Genomic DNA, 18,812 nt, shown 5'->3' on the forward strand with positions numbered 1-18,812 from the left:
AGTATAGGTCGTGGTGCGGAGCTTCCTCTCCTTCCACGTGGAGGCCCCCCCAGAGCGGGTGGTGGCCTGGGCCCAGGACAATACGGGAGGGGCCGGGGTTTACGTGGTGCCCGACACCCCGTGGGTGAGCCTCTACCACGAGGCCCTCGAGGCCGAGGAGGACCCAAAGGCCATAAAGGCCTTCCTGGAGGCGCTTTCCCGGCTAGGGCGGGCCCTGGCCTTCCTGGTCTTGAACGAGGAGGACCTCCTCTTCCTCCTGGCGGAGGGGGGAAAGGGGGTGGCGGAACTTCGGCGGGGCCCGGAGCTGGGGGAGGCCCTCTTTGGTCCTGAGGCCCTCCTTCCCCTTTTGCAAGAGGCGGCGCGGATGCCCCCCCAAAGCGCCGTCCAAGCCCTGGCCGCCCACCTCGGCCTCCACCCCGACCACGCCCTCCTGGGGTTTTGGGACCTTCTGGAGGCGGAGGAGGAAGGAGGCTTGCCCGAGGAGGTGGTCTACCTTGAGTGAGGCCCTTTTGGTGAAGGTAGGGGGAAGTTTAAGGGGCGCAGACGAGCTCCTTTCCGAGCTCGCCGCCTACCCCGGGCCCCTAGTACTGGTCCACGGAGGCGGCCCCGAGATCGGGGCCCTCCTGGCCCGGCTGGGGTACGAGAGCCGCTTCGTGGGGGGCCTCCGCGTCACCCCCAAGGAGCAGGTGGAGGCGGTGGAGATGGCCCTTTACCTCACGGGTAAACGCCTGGCGGAGGGGCTTTCCAAAAGGGGCAGGAAGGCCATTGCCCTTTCCGGACGGGACGCCTTGTGCCTTCGGGGCCGGGCCTTGCCGGAGCTGGGCCGAGTGGGGGAGGTGGTGGGGGTGGAGGTGGGGCTCCTTTTGGACCTCCTGGACAAGGGCTACACCCCCATCCTCGCCCCCATCGCCCTGGACGAGGAGGGCCCCCTAAACGTCAACGCCGACACCGCCGCTGCGGCGGTGGCCGGCGCCTTGGGCTGGCCCGTCCTTTTCCTCACCGACGTGGAAGGGGTGTACCGCGACCCCAAGGACCCCAGCACCCGCCTTTCCCGCCTCACCCCGGAGGAGGTGGAGGCCTTAAAAGCCGCAGGCGTCCTCCAAGGGGGGATGATCCCCAAGGTGGAGGCGGCCCTGGCGGCCCTTCGGGCCGGAGCCCCTTGGGCGGCCATCGCCAAGGGAGGGCCTGGGGTCTTGGCGGGGGTCCGCCTGGGCCAGGTGGGGACCCGCTTCACCCTAGGAGCCGGAGAAAAGCCCGCATGAACTCGGGGAGGTCCTTCGGACCCTGGGCGGTCACCAGGTTGCCGTCCACCACCACCCCCTCCTCCTGGTAAAGCCCTCCGGCGTTCACCAGGTCGTCCCGGATAGAGGCAAACCCCGTCACCTTTTTGCCCCGCACCAACCCGGCGCTGATGAGGACCCAGCCCGCATGGCAGATGGCGCCCAGGGGCTTGCCCGCTTCCGCCACCTGCCGCACCAGGTCCAACACGGCCGGGCTCCGGCGCAGGTAGTCGGGGGCGAACCCGCCGGGGATGAGAAGCCCAGCCAGCTCCGGGGCCTCCGCCGCCGCCAGCTCCGCCTTCCAGGCAAAGCCCGACTTGGCCCGGTACTCCCGGGCCTCCGGCCCCAGGACCACCGGCAGGTAGCCCGCCTCCAGTACCCGGTAGTAGGGGTAAAGGAACTCCCGTTCGTCAAAGAGGTCCGCCAGCAGGATTCCGATGCGCCTCACGCCACACCTCCAGGAACTCCTTCAGGATATTCCCTGTCACCCCCCAGATATCCACCCCCCGCCAGGGGAAGTGCCACACGGTGCGGCCCAGGCGCAGTTCGCTCCAGGGGGAAAGGCGTAAAAGCTCCTCCAAGGGGGCGAGGAGGACCTCCGCCACCTCCTCCGGGTTGGGCTCTAGGGCGGGGAGGTCCTCCCGATAGACCACCACGGGCTGCACCCAAAACCCCTGGGGGGAAAGGGTGGGGGAGAGGAAGCCTAAAGGCTCCACCCCCTTTAGCCCCACCTCCTCCGCCGCCTCCCGCAGGGCCGCCTCCACCACCCCTTCCCCCGGCTCCACCACCCCTCCGGGGAAGCTCACCTGGCCCGCATGGGTGGGGAGGTGGGGGCTACGCCGGGTGAAGAGGAGGTGGCCCCCCAAAAGGGGCACGGCCACCGCCGCCAGGCGGAAGCCCGCTGGCGGCGCTACCTCCGGCAGGCCTTGAGGGAGCGCCTTCTTAAGGCGGTCTCGGGGTCCAGGCCCCGCTTGGCGAAAAGCCCCACCAGGTTCCAAAGCGCCTCCTCGAGGTCCCCTTTTTCCAGGGCCCGTTTGAGCCCTTCCTCGCTTCCGGGGTCTATGCCCTTCTTCTGGAGCTCGTAGGCCCGGAGGAGGGTGGGCAGGCGTTGGGGCAGGCCGCAGGGGTCTTCCCGCTTCCCCTCCTGGGCCTTTAGGTCTTCCCAGCGGGCCTTCACCTCCTCCGGGGTTTTGGCCTCCGCCTCCCCGAACACGTGGGGGTGGCGGCGGATAAGCTTCTCCACGATGGCCCCTTCCACATCGGCGTAGGAAAACCGCCCCTCCTCCTCGGCGATGACGCTGTGGAAGGCCACCTGCAAGAGGACATCCCCCAGTTCCTCCGCCATCTCCTTGGGGTTGCCCTGAAGGAGGGCGTCCGCCGCCTCGGAGGCCTCCTCCAGGAGGTAGGGTACCAGGCTCTCGTGGGTCTGAGCCCGGTCCCAAGGGCATCCCCCGGGGCCCCTAAGGCGGCGCATCACCTCAAGCAGGCGTTCCATGCCCCCCATTCTCCCGCAAAAGGAGCCCGCCCACCAGGGAGAGGCCCACCAAGAGGAGGCTTAAGGGGTCTAAGGGAGCGGGCTCCAAGGCGATTCCCGCCGGGGTGGGCAGGGGAAGCCCGGTGGTGCGGGTGAGGAGGAAAAGGACAACGAGCGCCCCCACCAAAAAGCGCCCGGCCCGAAGCCAAGAAGGCCCCAGGCGCACCTCCAAAAGGGGCAGGAGGAGAAGGGAAAGGCCATAGCCCAGCTCGAGGGCCAAGAGGACCATGAAGAGGAGCCCGTACCAAAAGCCCGGGGTCTGCAGGGCCAAAGCGGGGTCTTGGAGGCGGAAGACCTCCCCGCAAAGCCCGCCTCCCAAGGGGGTATCCCCCAGGCCCAGGAGCTGGAGGAAGAAGGGGAGGATGAGGAGGAACCCGGCCAAGCGGAGCATGGAGGGCATCTTACCCCGGTGAAGTACATTTGTCCCCCTCAAAACTCCTATCCTGAGGTCATGCGGCGCGGGATGGCGGCCTTTCTTCCCCGTTTGCCCCAGGCGCAGGAGGTGCGGATGGGAGAGGGCTGGGTCCGTTACCCGGCCACCCTGGCCGTCACAGCCGCCCACCTTACCCTGGAAAATCAGGGGAGGACCCCCTTGCGCTGGGTGGGGGCGGGGGCGGCGTGGATGGAGCGGATGGAGCTCCACGGCACCCGCCAACAGGAAAGAGAAGGCAAAAGGGTCATGGGGACGCGGCCCGTGGACCTCGCGGAGGTCCCAGTCAAGGGGAGGCTCCTCCTGAAGCCTGGGGGGTACTACCCCATGCGCTTCAACCCCAAGCGGACCATGAAGTGGGAGGAAAAGGTGGAATGGGTGCTCAGGTTTCAAGGTGGCCTTCGGTCTAAGGTAGCGCTACCCGTGGAGGCAAGGTGAAGCGGGTTTGGCTTCTTCTCGTTCCGGTGTTTCTGGCAGGGATGGCTTACCTCCTTGTGCCCAAGGGGCATAGCTTCTACGGCACGAGGCTCATGAGCCCCAAGCCGGTGGACTTCCTTCTGGAGGGCCCGGACGGTCCGGTGCGCCTGAGGGAGCTGGGGGACAAGGTGGTCCTCCTCTTCTTCGGCTACGTCCACTGCCCCGATGTCTGCCCCACCACCCTTTTGGCCCTGAAGCGGGCTTACGAGAGGCTTTCCCCAGGGGAGCAGGCGCGGGTGCAGGTGGTCTTCGTCAGCGTGGACCCGGAGCGGGACCCGCCTGAGGTAGCGGACCGCTACGCCAAGGCCTTCCACCCAAGCTTCCTGGGCCTTTCCGGAAGCGAAGCGGCCATCCGGGAGGTGGCCCAGGCCTTTGGCGTCTACTACCAGAAGACCCAGTACCGGGGGCCGGGGGAGTACCTGGTGGACCACACCGCCACCACCTTCGTGGTGCGGGGGGGGAAGCTCCTCCTCCTCTTCAGCCCCGAGAAGGTGGAGGCCACGGACAAGGTGGTGGCGGACTTACGGGCTTTGTTGTAAAATAAGCAAATGGCAGATCTAAAAGAACTCCTGGAAAAAGCGCGGGAAGTGGTCAAGGGGGCGGCGGAGGAAGCGGAAAAGCGCCTTTGGGAGCTCAAGGAGAAGCTGGACCAGGACAAGGATGGCCGGCCCGACGTGGTAGAGCGGGCCCTCGAGGAGGCCAAAAAGGCCCTGGAAGAGGCCCAGGCCCGGCTTAAGGAGCTGGACCAGGACCAAGACGGGGTTCCCGACCGCCTGAAGGACCTGGCTGAGACTGCCAAAAAGGCGGCGGAAGCCGCCAAGGCCAAGGCGGAGGAGGCTGCCCGCCTCCTTCGGGAACGCCTTGGCCGGGGCTAACCCAAGGCCACGTCCAGGGTCATCATGGTGGCGAAGCCCACCATGACCCCGAAGGTGGACACGTCCCCGTTTCCTTCCGCCTGGCTTTCCGGGATCACTTCCTCCACAATGACGAAGACCATGGCTCCCGCCGCTAGGGCCATGAGGTAGGGAAGAAGGGCCGTCATCTGCCCCACCAAAAGCGCTCCCAGGAGCGCTCCCAGGGGCTCCACGATGGCGGAAAGCTGGCCGTAAAAGAAGGCAAGCCCCGCGCCCACCCCTGCCCACCGCAAGGGCCAGGCCACCGCCAGGCCCTCAGGCAGGTTATGGAGCCCGATGCCCAAGGCTAAGGCTATGGCCCCCCCCAAGCTGGCCGCCCCCGTGGGGTCCAGGCCAGCGGCCCCGAAGGCCACCCCCACGGCGAGCCCCTCAGGGAAGTTGTGCAGGGTGATGGCCAGAATGAGGAGGGTGGTGCGCCGCCAATGGGTGGGGAGGCCTTCCGCCTTGGCCCCGGGGAAGAGGTGCGCATGGGGTAGAAAGCGGTCCAACAGGCGGAAAAGCGCTCCCCCTAGGAGGAAGCCCGCTACCGCCGGAACCAGGGGATTTAGCCCCTGGGCCTCCGCTATTTCCATCCCGGGCAGGAGGAGGGAGAAGACGCTGGCAGCCAGCATCACCCCGGCGGCAAACCCCAGCATGCCGTCCAGGAGCTTGCGGCTTGGTTCCCGGGCAAAGAAGACGCTGGCTGCCCCCACTGCGGTGAGGCCCCAGGCGAAGAGACCACCCAGGAGAGCGTGGAGAAGTGAGGCGTCCATGCCCTTGATTTTAGGCAAACCTAAACCCCGAGGCAAGCCCGCTTTGGGGTATCCTGAGATAAGGTATGCTGGATAAGCTTGCGCGCTTAGAAGAAGAGTACCGGGAGCTGGAAGCGCTCCTCGCCGACCCCGAGGTCCTCAAGGACCCCAAGCGCTACCAGGCCCTTTCCCGGCGCTACGCAGAGATGGGAGAGATCATCGCCCTCATCCGGGAGTACCGCAAGGTGCTGGAGGACCTCGAGGGCCTGGAACCCCTTCTGGAGGACCCTGACCTCAAGGAGGAGGCCAAAGCGGAAAAGGAACGGCTTCTCGCCCGGAAGGAAGCGCTAGAAGGGGAGCTGGAGCGCCACCTCTTGCCCAAGGACCCCATGGACGAGCGGGACGCCATCGTGGAGATCCGGGCCGGCACCGGGGGGGAGGAGGCGGCCCTCTTCGCCCGCGACCTCTTGGAGATGTACCTCCGCTTCGCCGAGGAGATGGGGTTTGAGACGGAGATCCTGGACTCCAACCCCACGGACCTGGGCGGCTTTTCCAAGGTGGTCTTCGAGGTGCGGGGGCCGGGGGCCTATGGCACCTTCAAGTACGAAAGCGGGGTCCATCGGGTGCAGCGGGTCCCGGCCACGGAAACCCAGGGGCGGATCCACACCTCCACCGCCACCGTGGCCGTCTTGCCCAAGGCGGAGGAGGCGGACTTCCAGCTCAACATGGACGAGATCCGCATCGACGTGATGCGGGCCTCGGGGCCAGGGGGGCAGGGGGTGAACACCACGGACTCCGCGGTGCGGGTGGTTCACCTGCCCACGGGGATCATGGTCACCTGCCAGGACTCCCGCAGCCAGATCAAAAACCGGGAGAAGGCTCTCATGATCCTCCGTAGCCGCCTTCTGGAGATGAAGCGGGCGGAGGAGGCGGAAAAGCTCCGCCAAACCCGTCTGGCCCAGATCGGCACTGGGGAGCGCTCGGAGAAGATTCGCACCTACAACTTCCCCCAGTCCCGGGTCACGGACCACCGCATCGGCTTCACCACCCACGACCTCGAGGGCGTCCTTTCGGGCCACCTCCAGCCCCTCTTGGAGGCCCTCAAGCGGGCCGATCAGGAGCGCCAGCTGGAGGCCATGACGGAAGCGTGATGCGCCGCGAGATCCTGGTGGTGGCGGCCATCCTCCTGGACCGCCAAGGGCGGGTCCTCCTGGTGGGGAACGACTGGGGCCGCCGGGGCCAGGTGCGCTACACCCTCCCCGGGGGCACGGTGGAGCCAGGGGAAACGGTGTTGGAGGCCCTGGCGCGGGAGGTGCGGGAGGAGACGGGCCTTGTCGTCAAGGCGGTGGAACACCTGGCCTACGTGATCCAGGTGGAGGACCGCCGCAAGAACGAGCGCACCTTAGCCCTGGCCTTCAAGGCCACCTACGAGGGGCTTTTGAACCCCAAGGACCCCGACGGCCACATCGTGGAGGCCCGCTTCTTTACCCCCGGGGAGGTGGCGGCTCGGCTCGCTGAACAACGCCCCTTGCGGGAACCCCTTCTGGACTACCTTTCGGGGGAGCGGGGCCGCTTTTACGCCTATGCGGGCTGGGGCCAGCCGGGGGTAAGGGTTTAGGGGCCGAGTTTCCGCTTCAGGTAGCTTAAAAGCTCTTCCAGGGTGCGCCGCAAGGCCCTTTGTTCCTCGGCTAGGGCTTCCAGGGGGTCTTTGGGCGCCTCGGCCCCGGCAAAGGTCTTGAAAAGCAGGGTGGCGTTGCCGCACCGGGGGCAGGCCACCTCCGTCGGGCGCACCGAGGGGGCGTAGAAGACCCGGGCCCCGCACCGAGGACAGAGGAGGTACTTAGCCCCCAGGGCCTCCCCCTTGCGCACCGCCTCGGCCAGCTCCCGGGCCTCTTCCCGGGGGAAACCCAGGAAGTAGTCCTCCCCCAGCTGGACCAGGCCCAGGGTTTCCTCCGTGCTCTTCAAGTCGCCCCGCTTCCCCTCGGGCACCTCCCAGGTGAAGCCGTTCCAGCGGAAATGGCGGAGGTGCTTTTTCCCCTCCAGGTCCTCTATTTCCACGATGAGCTGGAGGTTGGGGTCTTTAGGGTAATAGAAAAGGCGCACCGCCTGGACGCCGGAAAGGCTCTTGGTGCGGGGAAGGGTGTAGCTTAAAGGCCCGTCCCCCCGGGCGGGGTAGCCCACCAAGCGCTCCAGGTCGTAGATGGTGAGGCCGGGGCGCTCCATGTCCCCGAAAAGGAGGCGCTCCACGTAGCGGAAGGCGGCCTCGAGGCCGGGATCCATGACAAGATTTTACCCAAGAGGAAAGCCATAATGAATGTATGGCCTTTCTCTTCACCCCTTTAGAACTGCGCGGCGTGCGGCTCAAGAACCGCCTTGCCATGTCCCCCATGTGCCAGTACTCGGCCACGGAGGAGGGGGAGGTCACGGACTGGCACCTCCTCCACTACCCTACCCGGGCCCTGGGGGGCGTGGGGCTTGTCCTCGTGGAGGCCACCGCCGTCCTTCCCGAGGGGCGCATCAGCCCCTTCGATCTCGGGATCTGGTCGGAGGCCCACCTGCCAGGGCTAAGGGAGCTGGCCCGCCGCATCCAGGAGGCGGGGGCGGTGCCCGGCATCCAGCTGGCCCACGCCGGGCGCAAGGCGGGGGTGGCGAGGCCCTGGGAAGGGGGGAAGCCCCTGGGCTGGCGGGTGGTGGGGCCAAGCCCCATCCCCTTTGTCGAGGGGTATCCCGTGCCCGAGCCCCTGGACGAAGCGGGCATGGCGCAGGTCCTCGAGGCCTTCGTGGCGGGGGCGAGGCGGGCTTTACGGGCGGGCTTCCGGGTAGTGGAGCTCCACATGGCCCACGGCTACCTCCTCTCCTCCTTCCTCTCCCCCCTGGCCAACCGCCGCACCGACGCCTACGGGGGAAGCCGGGAAAACCGCATGCGCTTTCCCTTGGAGGTGGCGCAGGCGGTGCGGGAGGCCCTTCCCCCGGAGGTGCCCCTCTTCGTGCGGGTTTCCGCCACGGACTGGGCGGAAGGGGGCTGGGGCCTGGAGGACACCCTGGCCTTCGCCGAGCGGCTTAAGGCCCTGGGGGTGGACCTCCTGGACTGCTCCAGCGGGGGGGTGGTGCCGGGGGTGAGGATCCCGGCAGCCCCGGGCTTCCAGGTGCCCTTCGCCGACGCGGTGCGCAAGCGGGTGGGGCTCCGCACCGGGGCGGTGGGCCTCCTCACCACCCCGGAGCAGGCGGAGACCCTTCTCCAGGCGGGAAGCGCCGACCTCGTCCTCCTGGGGCGGGTGCTCCTCCGCGACCCCTACTTCCCCTTGTGGGCGGCGCAAGCCCTGGGGGAGAGGCCCGAGGTGCCGCCCCAGTACCAGCGGGCCTTCTAGCCTCCTTGCAGGAGGGCCAAAAGGGCCTCCCGGTGGGCCAGGTAGGCGGCGCGCCCTTGGGGGGTGAGCCTCACCCAGGTCTTGGGCCTGCGGCCCACAAAGCCCTTCCGCACCGCCACATACCCCGCCTCCTCCAGCTTCTGCAGGTGGCTTGCCAGGTTGCCCTCGGTGAGCCCCAGGGCGTTTTTCAGCCAGGAGAACTCCACCTCTGCCCCCTCGCCCAGGCCCGCCAGGAGGGCCATGAGGCGGAGCCGGGTTTCCTGGTGGATCAAGGGGTCCAGCGCCATACCAGCCGCACCCCCAGGAGGAAGCCCCCAAGGCCCGCAAGGGCCATGCCCCAGGCCCACCCCTCCGGGAAGAGGCGGTGGAGGAGGAGGGCAAGGAGGAAAAGCCCCAAGCCTCCCAGAAGGACCTCCCGCGTCCTCCAGAGGGCCCCGGTGAGGGCGAGGCCGAAGGCCACCAGGCTCACCAGGAAGCTTTGCCCCTCGAGGCCCCGCGGGGGGAGGAGGAAGGCCCAGTGCAGGAGGTAGAAGAGGGTAAGGAGCCCCCAAAGGGCGAAGGTGAGGAGGCCTCCTTCGCTTCGCACCGCCTCCTTCTGCCTAAACCCCAGGTAGAAGGTAAGGAGGGTGGCGAGGGGGGTGGTGAGGGCGAAGAAGGGCCCGGCCCAGGCAGGGTGCAGGGCCTGGAGGAGGTAGCCCAGGGCCCAGACCCCGCCCCAAAGGACCAGGTACCACCCCCCGAGGAGGGCGACCCGGAGCCGCACCTCCCGTTCGCTGGCCCGGGCCACCTCGAGGAGGTGCCGCGCCTCTTCCCGCCTCATGGCCGCCCTCCTCCCAAAAGGAGCCTCAGGTAGAACCCCCCGGGGAAGGCGGGGGAGTAGGCGTACCCCACCCCAAGCCCCACCGCCCAGCCGCCCTCCAAGCCCAGGAAGCGGAAGGCCCGCACCCCCAGGTCTAGGAGGAACCCGCCCTGTGGGCCCGCCTCCCCGCCCCCTAGGCCCAGGCCGGGCAGGAGGTAAAAGCCCTCTCCCAGGGAAAGCCAAGGCCCCACCACCAAGGCGCCTCCCCTGCCCCCGGGCCCCCCCCAGGACTCCCCGCCCAGGGCCAGGCCGTGGAAGGTGCCGAAGCCCCCGCCCCCTCCTTGGAACCCGCCCTGGTAGCCCAGGAAGCCGTAGCCCAAGGAACCCGCCAGGGCCGGGGCGCCTAGGGCCAGTAGCGCTAAGGCCAGCACCGCCTGTCGCACGGTTTCCTCCTACAAAATACTTTGTAGCGCAAAGTATTGGCCCGTCAAGGGGCGCGGGGGTTTGGGTAGACTAGGCCCATGCGGGCGATCCGGGTACACGAGGTGGGCGGGCCGGAGGTGCTTCGGCTGGAGGAGCTCCCCACGCCCGAGCCGGGGCCAGGGGAGGTTCTCGTCCGTTTGGAGGCCATCGGGGTCAACTACATCGACACCTACAAGCGGAGGGGCCTCTACCCCATGCCCCTCCCCTTCACCCTGGGGGAGGAGGGGGCGGGGGTGGTGGAGCGGGTGGGGGAAGGGGTTTTGGGGGTGCGCCCCGGGGACCGGGTGGCCTTCGCCAACGTGCAAGGGGCCTACGCCCAGTACCAGCTGGTCCCCGCCGAGCGCCTGGTCCCCATCCCCGAGGGGCTTAGCCCCAAGCTGGCGGCGGCGGTCCTCCTCCAGGGGATGACGGTGCACTACCTCCTGAAGAGCACCTACCCCGTGGGCCCCGGGACCCAGGTCCTGGTGCACGCCGCCGCAGGGGGTGTGGGCACCCTGCTCGTCCAGTGGGCCAAGCGCCTGGGGGCCACGGTCTACGCCACGGCCAGCACCGAGGAGAAGCGGGCCTTGGCCCGCTCCTTGGGGGCGGACTACGCCCTCCCCTACGAGGGCTTCGCCGAGGCGGTGAAGGCGCTTTCCGGGGGCGGGGTGGACGTGGTCTACGACGGGGTGGGGCAGGCCACCTTTTTGGGGAGCCTCGAGGCCCTGCGGCCCCGGGGCTACCTGGTCCTCTTCGGCCAGTCCTCCGGGCCCGTGCCTCCCCAAGACCCTCAGATCCTGAACCGCAAGGGCAGCCTCTTCCTCACCCGCCCCACCCTCCACCACTACACGGCGAGCCGTAAGGAGCTCCTTTGGCGGGCGGGGGAGGTCTTCCAGGCGGTGCGGGAAGGGTGGCTTAGGGTCCTCATCGGGGCCGAGTTTCCCCTGGAAAAGGCCAAGGAGGCCCACGAGGCCCTGGAGGGGCGCAGGACCACGGGCAAGGTCCTCCTAATCCCCTAGGAAACGGGCCTTCCAGGCCTTTAGGCCCTCTTCCGGGAGGTAAGCCCCCCGCACGCTGCAGGCCAGGGCGGCCAGGGCCGCCGCCCCCTTTAGGCTTTCCTCCAGGTCTTCCCGGCTTAGCCCCGGCAGGCTCGCCTTGGTGTAGCCTTTCCGCAGGAGGAGGGCAAGAAGCCCCGCCGTGAAGCTATCCCCCGCCCCCACGGTGTCCGCTACCGTCACCGCCTCCGCCTCCACCCGCACCGCCTCTTCCCCCAGGAAGGCCAGGGCACCCTCCTTCCCCAGGGTGAGGACCTTGAGGGGCGGGGGAAGCCTGCGCACCGCCTCCACGGGGCCTTCCGGGAAGAGGAGGGCGGCGTCTTCCAGGGATAGCTTCAGGAGGTCTACCCGTTCCAGGTAGGCCCCGATGCGCCCCCGTTCCTCCTCCGAGGGGGGGTGGCGCAGGTTGGGGTCATAGGAGAGGAGGGCCCCTTCCCCCTCCGCCTCCGCCAGGAGGGCTAAGACCCCTTCCGCCGTGCGCGCCTCCAGGGCGAAAAGGGAGCCGAAGTGGAAGGCCTTGGCCCCTTGTAAGGCCCTTGACTCGAGGCGGAAGGGCGCTTGGAAGGGGCGGTGGAAGCTATACAGGGCGTTTCCTCCCTCGTCCAGGCGCACCAAGGCCAGGGGCATGGGGGCGGGGTGGCGCATGAGCCGGGTTTCCAAGCCCCGCCGCCCCATCTCCTCCTCGCTCCAGGCGGAAAGCCAGTCCTCCCCCACCTCGGAGAGGAAGCGCACGGGGAAGCCCAGGCGGGCCAGGGTGGTGGCGGTGTTCAGCACCGAACCCCCCAGGACCCCGGTGAAGCGCAAGGGGTCTTCCCCTTCCAGGATGAGGTCCACCAGGACCTCGCCGCACAGGGCCAGCATGGGTCCATTATGCCCGGATGCGCTTCACATTCTTTGAGGGAAAGGTGGTATAATCCACCCCGAAACCAGGGCAACCCCGCGCGGTCTTCATGGCGCCCTTTGTGATTTATCCCGCCCAGAGGAGGTGCAGGATGCTTGGAGGATATGCCCACAGGATCGCCCGTATCGACCTCACCAGCGGTAAGGTGGAGTACTTCGCCCCCGACCCCAAGGACCTGGAGATGTACGTGGGGGGGCGGGGCCTTGGGGTGAAGTACGTGTTTGAAAACGGCCCCCAGGTGGACCCTTTGGGTCCGGAAAACCTCCTCGCCATCATGAACGGCCCCCTTTCCGGTACCCGGGCCAAGATGTCGGGGCGGCTCGCCGTGGTCACCAAGAGCCCCCTCACCGGCACGGTTACCGACAGCCACATGGGGGGTTGGACCGCCGCCAAGCTGAAGTGGGCCGGGTTCGACGGCCTCCTCATCCAGGGGGCCTCGGACAAACCCGTCTACCTCTTGGTCAAGGACGGGGAGGTTTCCATCCATGACGCTTCCGACCTTTGGGGCAAGACCACCCACGAGGTCCACCGGATCCTCCGCGAGCGGCACGGGGAGGAGGCGGACGTGATGGCCATCGGCCCCGCCGGAGAGAACCGGGTGCGCTTCGCCAACTGGATCAACAACGACGAGCGGGCGGCGGGCCGCGGGGGTACCGGGGCGGTGGCGGGGAGCAAACGGCTCAAGGCCATCGTGGTGGTGGGGAAGCAGGACCACATGCCCCAGCCCAAGGACCCCGAGCTGTGGCGGGAGGCGGACCGGTTGGCGTCCGCCACCATCAACGACCCCAAGAACGTCACCGCCCCCAAGAAAGGTGGGCTTTCCCTCTACGGCACCAACGTCCTCATGAACATCACCAACGTCATGGGGGCCTTGCCCACCTTTAACGCCCAGCACACCTGCATCGAGGGGGTTCAGACCATCTCCGGGGAGTACATCCGGGAGCACCGCCTCATCAAGGACAACACCTGCCACGCCTGCCCCGTGGCCTGCAAGAAGATGGTGGAGGTCCACGTCAATGGCAAGACCATCCGTTTTGAGTCCTACGAGTACGAGTCCGCCTGGGCCTTGGGGGCGCACTCGGGCCACACGGACACCGACTGGACCGGCTACGCCATCTACCTCTGCAACGCCTACGGCATGGACACCATCGAGGCTGGCAACGCCATCGCCGTGCTCATGGAGGCCACGGAGAAGGGTTACTACCAGGGCAAAGACGGGATCCGCTTCGGGGATAAGGAGGGGGAGATCCGCATCCTGCAGGCCATCGCCCTCCGCCAAGGGGTGGGGGATATGCTGGCGGAGGGCCCTGCCCGCTTCGCCAAGGCCATCGGCCACCCGGAGATCTCCTTGGAGGTGAAGGGCCAGTCCATCCCCGCCTACGATCCCCGGGGCCTCAAGGGCATGGGCATCGCCTACGCCACCTCCAACCGCGGGGCCTGCCACCTTAGGGCCTACACCCCCGCCTCGGAGATCCTGGGCGTGCCCTACAAGACCGACCCCCTGGCCTGGGAGGGCAAGGGCAAGCTCACCAAGCTCTTCCAAGACCTCTCCGCCTTTACCGACTCCTTGGACCTGTGCAAGTTCAGCCAGTTCGCCGAGGGGCCCGAGGAGTACGCCAAGCAGCTTGCCGCCTACTGGGGCCGCCCCGTGTCCCCGGAGGAGATCCTTCGGATCGGCGAGCGCATCTACAACCTGGAGCGCTACTACAACAACCTGGCGGGCTGGGCCGAGGGCTCGGACTACCTGCCCAAGCGCTTCTTGGAGGAGCCTTCCGACTGCGCTGGCTCCAAGGGGCAACGCACGGAGCTGGACCTCATGCTGGAGGAGTACTACCGGGAGCGGGGCTGGGAACGGGGGGTGGTGCCCCCGGCCAAGCTGGCCGAGCTCGGCATCCTCTCCCAGGCGGCGGACGACTAGGCTTCCGGGTAGGGCCCCGGCCCCCATGGGGGCCGGGGTTTAAACTGTCCCTATGCCCAAGGTGAACCTTTACGCCACCTTTCGCGACCTCACCGGGAAGAGCCACCTGGAGGTGGAGGGGCGGACCGTGGGGGAGGTGCTGGCGAACCTGGTCCAGGCCTACCCCAAGCTCAAGGAGGAACTCTTTGAAGGGGAGGCCTTGGCGGAGCGGGTTTCGGTCTTTTTGGAGGGGCGGGATGTGCGGTACCTGGAGGGCCTTTCCACCCCCTTGGCCCCGGAGGCTACCTTGGACCTGTTTCCTCCTGTGGCGGGGGGAGCCCTCGAGGCCACCTTCGGGGCGCTCCCCCCTTGGCTTCTAGAGGAGTACCTGGTCTCCTGGGGCGGGAAGAAGTTGGAGGAAGGCCGCTACGCCCTCCCCGGGGCCATGGTCCGCTTCGCCGAGGCCGAGCCCTTAAGGGTGGGAAGCCTCAGCGTCCCCCAGCTTCGGGTGGAGGTGGAAGGGGAGGAGGCGGAGGCTTGGTTTAACCGCATCGCCTTCGCCGCAAGCCGCGGGGGGGGCTAGAGGCTAAGGAGGGCGTAACCCTGAGCGTGGACCACCTCTACCCCCAAGGGGGTGCGGTAGCCCCTCAAAGGGCTTGCCCCCAGGAGGGGGGTGTGGCCGTGGACGTGGAGCCGGGGGCGGAAGAGGCGGTGGAAGAGGAGGAACGCCCCCGCCCCTCGGTGGGCGAAGTCCTCCCCCGCCGTGGGTCCCGGGGGCGGGGCGTGGGTGAGGAGGACATCCACCCCGTGCCCTTTAAGAAGCCGCCTGGGCAGAAGAAAAAGGGGCTTTAGGGCCAGGCGGAAAAGCTCCGTTTCCCCAAGCTGCCCTTCCCCTTCCCGGTAGCGGGGCACCCCGCCGATGCCGTAGAAGAGAAGGCCCCCGTGGCGAAAGAGCCGTCCGTGGAGGTTCACCACGCCCCCGGGGCGCTTTTTCCCCTCCGCTTCCCATACCCACTCCTCCCCGTGGTTGCCGGGGACGAAGAGCACGGGCACCGCCACCTTGGTGGCCACGTACTCCAGGTAGGTCCCCGGCAAGTCCCCCGCGGCCAGGACCAGGTCGAAGGGGGGAAGGTTGTTGGGGAAGCGGGGGGAGTGGATGTGGGGGTGGACCTGGTCGGCGAGGAGAAGGAGGCGCACGCTCCTTTTCATTCTGGCAAAAAGGCGCCAGGATAAGGGCGTGCGGGCCTACACCACGGCGCACCTTTCCTTCGCCCTGCCCGAGGGGCACCCCTTTCCCCTCTACAAGTACCCGGGGGTGGCGGAGGCGCTAAAGGGCCTCCTGCCCATCCTTCCCGCCCCGGAGGTCCCGCGGGAGGCGCTTTATCTGGCCCACGAAGGGAGCTATTTGGCCAAGCTTTTCACAGAGGGGCTTAGCCGGGAGGAGTCCTTGCGCTTAGGGCTTCCTTTCAGCCAGGGGCTCCTGAAGCGGGCCCTCCACGCCGCCGGGGGGACGCTCCTTGCGGCGGAGGACGCCTTGGAACTGGGCCTGGGGCTCAACCTGGCCGGGGGGACCCACCACGCCTTTCCCGGCCGGGCCGAGGGGTATAGCCTTTTCAACGACGTGGCCGTGGCCATCCACTGGCTGCGGGCCAAGCGGGGTTTTGCGGGCAGGGTCTTGGTGGTGGACCTGGACGCCCACCAGGGCAACGGCACCGCCTTCTTTTTCCAAAACGACCCCACGGTCTTCACCCTCTCCCTGCACGGGGAGCGGAACTACCCCCTGAGGAAGGAGCGGGGCGACCTGGACGTGGGCCTACCCGACGGGGTGGGGGACGAGGCCTACCTGGAGGCCCTCGAGGCCGCCTTGGCCGTGGCCCAGGATTTCCGCCCCCACCTGGTCTTCTACAACGCCGGGGTGGACGTCTTGAAGGGGGACCGCTTTGGCCGCCTAGCCTTGAGCCCGGAAGGGGTGAGGCGGCGGGACCTTTTGGTCTTTCGCTTCGTCAAGCGGCTGGGCGTGCCATTGGTGGTGGTCATGGGCGGGGGGTACAACCGGGACCCCGCCCTCACCGTGGCCGCCCACGCCCTGACCTACCGCCTGGCCCTAAGCTCCTTGGCGTAGGTGGCCACGGCCTCTTCCAGGCTAAAGCCCAGGTTCCGGTACAGCTCCAAGGCCCCTTTTTCGTGGTCGTGGGCCCGCACCCGGAGGAGCTTCGCCCCCTTCTTTCGGGCGAGCCTGGCCGCCTCCGCCAGGAGGGCGCGGCCGATGCCCTTCCCCCGGGCCTCAGGCACCACGCCGATGTAGGCCACGCTGGCCTCCTTGTCCTCCAGCTCCACCTCGGCCAGGCCCACCGGCCTTTCCCCTTGGTAGGCCACCAGGAGGTGAACGGCGGGGTCGGCGAAGTGCTCCAGGAGCTCCTCGTCCGTCCACTTGAGGCGCAAGGCCCAGCCTTCCTCGCTTTCCCGGTAAAGCTCCCGGTAGACCTCGGGCCCGGGGAAGCCCTCCCGGATCCGCACCCCCTCGGGGGGTGGGAAGTCCAGGCCCTCGGGGTTTTTCACGAAGAAGTAGGTGAGGTGGAGGAGGTCGTACCCCGCCTCCTGCAAGGCCCGGCGCACCCCTTGGTTTTCCTCCCGGGGAAAGGCGTAAAGCCTTTCCACCCCAAGTTCCTTGGCCCGCTTTTCCGCCGCTTCCAGCAGGGGGGCGAGGTCCTCTTCCCGGTAGGCCAAAGGCCCTTCCAGGGCGGCCCCGTCCCAGAAGGGGTAGAGCCCCACGTACCCCGCCACCTCCCCCTCCCGGAGGAGGACGAGGCCGTCTTCCAGTTCCTCGGCCAGGCCCTCCAGGTCCCGCGCCTCCGGGGCCAGGACCCCCCTTTGCGGGCTTTCGTCCATGTGGCGGAGGAGCTTTAGAAGCCCCGGAAGGTCCTTGCGGGCCACGGGCCGGATCATGCCCTAAGTCTACTCCCAAGGCCCCTAGGGCCGCTAGGGACAAGGGTCCAGGTTGAGGGCCTTCACCACCCCTTCCCCCCCGTAAAAGTCCACCACGGAAAGCCGGGCGTAGTCCTGCTCTAGCCGTAAGCCCTCCTCCGGAGGAAGGGGTAGGGCCAGGCTCAAGGCGGCGCGGTTGAGGGTGCAGTTGCCCACCACCAGGAAGGCCTGGCCCCGGTGCCGTGCCAAAAGGGCCCGCACCGCCTCCCGGCCCCTTGCCCACGCCTCCCGCACGCTTTCCCCCAAGGGCGGGGCGAAGCCCGCCTCGTCCGCCATCCAGGCCCTGACCGCTTCGGGGTAGAGGGCCTCCACCTGGGCGAAGCTTTTCCCTTCCCAGGCCCCCCAGCTCCGCTCCCGAAGCTCGGGGAGAAGGGTGTGGCCCACCCCCAGGGCCTGGGCCAGCAGGGCGGCGGCCTCGCTTTCCGCCAAGCTGTCGGCGGCGTAGACGTGGGCTACGGGAAAGCGCCGCAGGAGGGGAACCAGGGCCAAGAGGGCCCGCTTCCCCTCCCCGGAGAGGGGAAGGCCCGGGTGGCTGTAAAGGAGGTGGTGGGGGTTTTCCACCGGCCCGGCCCGGGTGAGGAGGAGGGTGGTCTTGGGGTGGGGGCCTTGCAGGAAGTGGGCGAGGAGGCCCATGGTCCTAGACCACATAAGCCGTTTGTCAAGCCCCCTACCGACCTTCACCGACACAAACGGCCCAGGCCGCACGGGCTAGCCGATTTGCTAGAGCCGTTATAGCCACCTTTTTCGGCTTTCCCCGAGCCAACAACCCCTCCACCCAGGCACGGCGCTCAGGGTCAGACCTCGAGGCCTGGACCGCCGCCCACCAGAAAGCGGCCCGGAGGGCAGGAGGACCAACCCTCGAGATGCGCCCCACCTCAGGACGCTCACCCGATTGATAGACCCGAGGCGTCAAACCCGTAAACGCCGCATAGGCCCGAGCAGACCGAAACCGCCTCATATCGCCAGAATACGCCAAAATCCGAAGCGCCAGACCCGACCCTATACCAGGCAACGACTGGAGGGCCACATACCACCCCGCAAGCAACGGGTCAGACTGCACCACCAACCGAGCCCGACCTTCCACCGCATGCCGCAACCCCCCCAATTCCGAAGCCACACCACCCAACAGCTCACCTAGGCCCGGCGCAACATACTGCCAGGCATGGAGGCGGTTCAACACCCCAACCCGGTCAGAACGTATGGCATCCGCCAAACGAACCAACAACCCTAGCAACACAAGCGCTTCAGGAGTAGGTTCATACGGCAGAAGCTCATGGTACCGCTCAGACACGTAGCGGGCTATTAGGCGAGCATCCGCCCGGTCCGTCTTTGCACGCCGGAGCATAGAACGGGCATATGCGGCAACCGCAAGAGGGTTGAGGACATAGACCAAATGGCCCGCCTGATGCAAGGCATAGGCAACAGGCTTATGGTAGCTACCTGTAGCCTCCACGCCCACAACGGAGCCTGGAGGCAGCCACGCCACCACATCAGGGATACCGCCCGGGTTAGCAAAACGCCGCACCTCAGAACCACGAGCAACATCCAACCACCTAGCGGATACGTCCACGCCGACAAAAACCACATGACCCCCCAAACGGGCAGGCCCCCGGCACTCTTATAACCGGCCACAACGGGCCAACCACACAACCGCCGGGAGCCTAGACCAGTCTAGGACACGGCCACACGGGCCAGAATACGAGACGGCCTCACGCCCAAACCCATCCTACCGCCTCATGCGGTAGATACCACGGCGAGGGTCATAGGGACACCGACCAAAGGCTACATAGGGGCAGTGCCGCTTATACCGGTTCACCTGCATAGCTAGCGTATGCGGCATGCCGCAAACCGAGCACCTAAGTGCCCTCCCCCAAGATTTTCAACTCCACACCCCCGAGGGCCCTTAGGGCCTGCACCACAGCCTCTTTAAGCTCCTCCACGCTCCCGTAGTGCCGCCTCGGCATCAAATACCCCTTCAC

General features: G+C 67.7%; 26 protein-coding genes and 1 pseudogene. 12 read left to right on the forward strand and 15 right to left on the reverse strand.

What is annotated here, in order from left to right; translation table 11 throughout:
- Positions 1–10: 10 nt before the first annotated feature.
- Both ABXG85_RS11555 and argB read left to right on the forward strand, forming a co-directional pair.
- The gene (locus ABXG85_RS11555) at positions 11–502 is read left to right on the forward strand and encodes a hypothetical protein (RefSeq protein WP_353513778.1); all 492 of its coding nucleotides are present in this window, start codon (positions 11–13) and stop codon (positions 500–502) included.
- A complete protein-coding gene (argB, locus tag ABXG85_RS11560; protein WP_353513779.1) occupies positions 495–1,262 on the forward strand; it encodes an acetylglutamate kinase in 768 nt (255 codons plus the stop codon). Before ABXG85_RS11555 ends, argB begins: the two co-directional genes overlap by 8 nt.
- Here argB and ABXG85_RS11565 read toward each other — a convergent pair.
- From ABXG85_RS11565 to ABXG85_RS11580, 4 genes are read right to left on the reverse strand one after another with little or no spacing between them, the layout of a single operon-like run.
- Complete coding sequence (locus ABXG85_RS11565; RefSeq protein ID WP_353513780.1) at positions 1,231–1,728, reverse strand: type 1 glutamine amidotransferase domain-containing protein; 498 nt, start codon at positions 1,726–1,728, stop codon at positions 1,231–1,233. The genes argB and ABXG85_RS11565 overlap by 32 nt on opposite strands.
- Positions 1,691–2,161, reverse strand: coding sequence for an NUDIX hydrolase (locus ABXG85_RS11570; protein ID WP_353513781.1), 471 nt, complete (start codon positions 2,159–2,161; stop codon positions 1,691–1,693). The genes ABXG85_RS11565 and ABXG85_RS11570 overlap by 38 nt, the downstream gene beginning before the upstream one ends.
- A gap of 29 nt (positions 2,162–2,190) precedes the next feature.
- Positions 2,191–2,784 carry a MazG family protein gene (locus ABXG85_RS11575; protein WP_353513782.1) on the reverse strand — a complete coding sequence of 198 codons (594 nt, stop codon included), beginning with the start codon at positions 2,782–2,784 and terminating at the stop codon, positions 2,191–2,193.
- A complete protein-coding gene (locus ABXG85_RS11580) occupies positions 2,759–3,205 on the reverse strand; it encodes a hypothetical protein (RefSeq protein ID WP_353513783.1) in 447 nt (148 codons plus the stop codon). Before ABXG85_RS11580 ends, ABXG85_RS11575 begins: the two co-directional genes overlap by 26 nt.
- Positions 3,206–3,265: 60 nt before the next feature.
- Here ABXG85_RS11580 and ABXG85_RS11585 point away from each other — a divergent pair, with 60 nt between their 5' ends.
- From ABXG85_RS11585 to ABXG85_RS11595, 3 genes are read left to right on the forward strand one after another with little or no spacing between them, the layout of a single operon-like run.
- Positions 3,266–3,682: a copper chaperone PCu(A)C gene (locus ABXG85_RS11585; RefSeq protein ID WP_353513784.1), complete on the forward strand. Its 417-nt coding sequence runs from the start codon at positions 3,266–3,268 to the stop codon at positions 3,680–3,682.
- Between the two features lie 41 nt (positions 3,683–3,723).
- A complete protein-coding gene (locus ABXG85_RS11590; RefSeq protein WP_486401651.1) occupies positions 3,724–4,260 on the forward strand; it encodes an SCO family protein in 537 nt (178 codons plus the stop codon).
- 9 nt (positions 4,261–4,269) lie between these two features.
- Positions 4,270–4,596: a dolichyl-phosphate-mannose-protein mannosyltransferase gene (locus ABXG85_RS11595; RefSeq protein WP_353513786.1), complete on the forward strand. Its 327-nt coding sequence runs from the start codon at positions 4,270–4,272 to the stop codon at positions 4,594–4,596.
- Here the strand turns inward: ABXG85_RS11595 and ABXG85_RS11600 are convergent.
- Complete coding sequence (locus tag ABXG85_RS11600; protein WP_353513787.1) at positions 4,593–5,387, reverse strand: ZIP family metal transporter; 795 nt, start codon at positions 5,385–5,387, stop codon at positions 4,593–4,595. The genes ABXG85_RS11595 and ABXG85_RS11600 overlap by 4 nt on opposite strands.
- Positions 5,388–5,452: 65 nt before the next feature.
- Here ABXG85_RS11600 and prfA point away from each other — a divergent pair, with 65 nt between their 5' ends.
- Together prfA and ABXG85_RS11610 are read left to right on the forward strand one after the other, a co-directional pair.
- Entirely contained in the window at positions 5,453–6,517 is a 1,065-nt protein-coding gene (gene prfA / locus ABXG85_RS11605; RefSeq protein ID WP_353513788.1) for a peptide chain release factor 1, read from the forward strand.
- Positions 6,517–6,984 carry an NUDIX hydrolase gene (locus tag ABXG85_RS11610; RefSeq protein WP_353513789.1) on the forward strand — a complete coding sequence of 156 codons (468 nt, stop codon included), beginning with the start codon at positions 6,517–6,519 and terminating at the stop codon, positions 6,982–6,984. Before prfA ends, ABXG85_RS11610 begins: the two co-directional genes overlap by 1 nt.
- On the opposite strand, the gene ABXG85_RS11615 is transcribed toward ABXG85_RS11610, so the two are convergent.
- Entirely contained in the window at positions 6,981–7,646 is a 666-nt protein-coding gene (locus ABXG85_RS11615; RefSeq protein ID WP_353513790.1) for a hypothetical protein, read from the reverse strand. The two genes, ABXG85_RS11610 and ABXG85_RS11615, sit on opposite strands and share 4 nt — an antisense overlap.
- Before the next feature lie 38 nt (positions 7,647–7,684).
- Between ABXG85_RS11615 and ABXG85_RS11620 the strand changes: the two genes are divergently transcribed.
- Positions 7,685–8,734 carry an NADH:flavin oxidoreductase/NADH oxidase gene (locus tag ABXG85_RS11620; RefSeq protein WP_353513791.1) on the forward strand — a complete coding sequence of 350 codons (1,050 nt, stop codon included), beginning with the start codon at positions 7,685–7,687 and terminating at the stop codon, positions 8,732–8,734.
- Here the strand turns inward: ABXG85_RS11620 and ABXG85_RS11625 are convergent.
- The 3 genes from ABXG85_RS11625 to ABXG85_RS11635 are packed head-to-tail and all read right to left on the reverse strand — an operon-like array spanning position 8,731 to position 9,976.
- The gene (locus ABXG85_RS11625; RefSeq protein WP_353513792.1) at positions 8,731–9,021 is read right to left on the reverse strand and encodes a winged helix-turn-helix domain-containing protein; all 291 of its coding nucleotides are present in this window, start codon (positions 9,019–9,021) and stop codon (positions 8,731–8,733) included. The two genes, ABXG85_RS11620 and ABXG85_RS11625, sit on opposite strands and share 4 nt — an antisense overlap.
- Positions 9,003–9,554, reverse strand: coding sequence for a hypothetical protein (locus tag ABXG85_RS11630; RefSeq protein ID WP_353513793.1), 552 nt, complete (start codon positions 9,552–9,554; stop codon positions 9,003–9,005). Before ABXG85_RS11630 ends, ABXG85_RS11625 begins: the two co-directional genes overlap by 19 nt.
- Complete coding sequence (locus tag ABXG85_RS11635) at positions 9,551–9,976, reverse strand: hypothetical protein (protein ID WP_353513794.1); 426 nt, start codon at positions 9,974–9,976, stop codon at positions 9,551–9,553. The genes ABXG85_RS11630 and ABXG85_RS11635 overlap by 4 nt, the downstream gene beginning before the upstream one ends.
- A 78-nt stretch (positions 9,977–10,054) precedes the next feature.
- On the opposite strand from ABXG85_RS11635, the gene ABXG85_RS11640 reads away from it, so the two are divergent.
- The gene (locus tag ABXG85_RS11640) at positions 10,055–11,014 is read left to right on the forward strand and encodes a quinone oxidoreductase family protein (RefSeq protein WP_353513795.1); all 960 of its coding nucleotides are present in this window, start codon (positions 10,055–10,057) and stop codon (positions 11,012–11,014) included.
- Here the strand turns inward: ABXG85_RS11640 and ABXG85_RS11645 are convergent.
- Positions 11,003–11,911: a carbohydrate kinase family protein gene (locus ABXG85_RS11645; RefSeq protein WP_353513796.1), complete on the reverse strand. Its 909-nt coding sequence runs from the start codon at positions 11,909–11,911 to the stop codon at positions 11,003–11,005. The genes ABXG85_RS11640 and ABXG85_RS11645 overlap by 12 nt on opposite strands.
- A gap of 131 nt (positions 11,912–12,042) precedes the next feature.
- Between ABXG85_RS11645 and ABXG85_RS11650 the strand changes: the two genes are divergently transcribed.
- Both ABXG85_RS11650 and ABXG85_RS11655 read left to right on the forward strand, forming a co-directional pair.
- Positions 12,043–13,869 (forward strand): aldehyde ferredoxin oxidoreductase family protein, encoded by a 1,827-nt coding sequence (locus ABXG85_RS11650; RefSeq protein ID WP_353513797.1) that lies wholly within the window; start codon positions 12,043–12,045, stop codon positions 13,867–13,869.
- 52 nt (positions 13,870–13,921) lie between these two features.
- On the forward strand, positions 13,922–14,431 hold the full coding sequence (locus ABXG85_RS11655) for a ubiquitin-like small modifier protein 1 (protein WP_353513798.1): 510 nt from the start codon (positions 13,922–13,924) through the stop codon (positions 14,429–14,431).
- Here ABXG85_RS11655 and ABXG85_RS11660 read toward each other — a convergent pair.
- Complete coding sequence (locus ABXG85_RS11660) at positions 14,428–15,057, reverse strand: metallophosphoesterase (protein WP_353513799.1); 630 nt, start codon at positions 15,055–15,057, stop codon at positions 14,428–14,430. The two genes, ABXG85_RS11655 and ABXG85_RS11660, sit on opposite strands and share 4 nt — an antisense overlap.
- 28 nt (positions 15,058–15,085) lie before the next feature.
- On the opposite strand from ABXG85_RS11660, the gene ABXG85_RS11665 reads away from it, so the two are divergent.
- A complete protein-coding gene (locus ABXG85_RS11665) occupies positions 15,086–15,970 on the forward strand; it encodes a histone deacetylase family protein (protein ID WP_353513800.1) in 885 nt (294 codons plus the stop codon).
- Here the strand turns inward: ABXG85_RS11665 and ABXG85_RS11670 are convergent.
- The 4 genes and pseudogenes from ABXG85_RS11670 to ABXG85_RS11685 all read right to left on the reverse strand — a co-directional run.
- On the reverse strand, positions 15,940–16,794 hold the full coding sequence (locus tag ABXG85_RS11670; RefSeq protein ID WP_353513801.1) for a GNAT family N-acetyltransferase: 855 nt from the start codon (positions 16,792–16,794) through the stop codon (positions 15,940–15,942). The genes ABXG85_RS11665 and ABXG85_RS11670 overlap by 31 nt on opposite strands.
- Positions 16,795–16,827: 33 nt before the next feature.
- Positions 16,828–17,466, reverse strand: coding sequence for a histidine phosphatase family protein (locus tag ABXG85_RS11675; protein ID WP_353513802.1), 639 nt, complete (start codon positions 17,464–17,466; stop codon positions 16,828–16,830).
- A 34-nt stretch (positions 17,467–17,500) separates the two neighbouring features.
- A complete protein-coding gene (locus ABXG85_RS11680; protein ID WP_353513803.1) occupies positions 17,501–18,418 on the reverse strand; it encodes a transposase in 918 nt (305 codons plus the stop codon).
- A 271-nt stretch (positions 18,419–18,689) separates the two neighbouring features.
- A pseudogene (locus tag ABXG85_RS11685) lies at positions 18,690–18,812 on the reverse strand (IS630-like element ISTth6 family transposase); the annotation flags it as partial.

This window comes from Thermus sp. LT1-2-5, assembly GCF_040363165.1.
In the GTDB taxonomy this organism is placed as follows: Bacteria; Deinococcota; Deinococci; order Deinococcales; family Thermaceae; genus Thermus.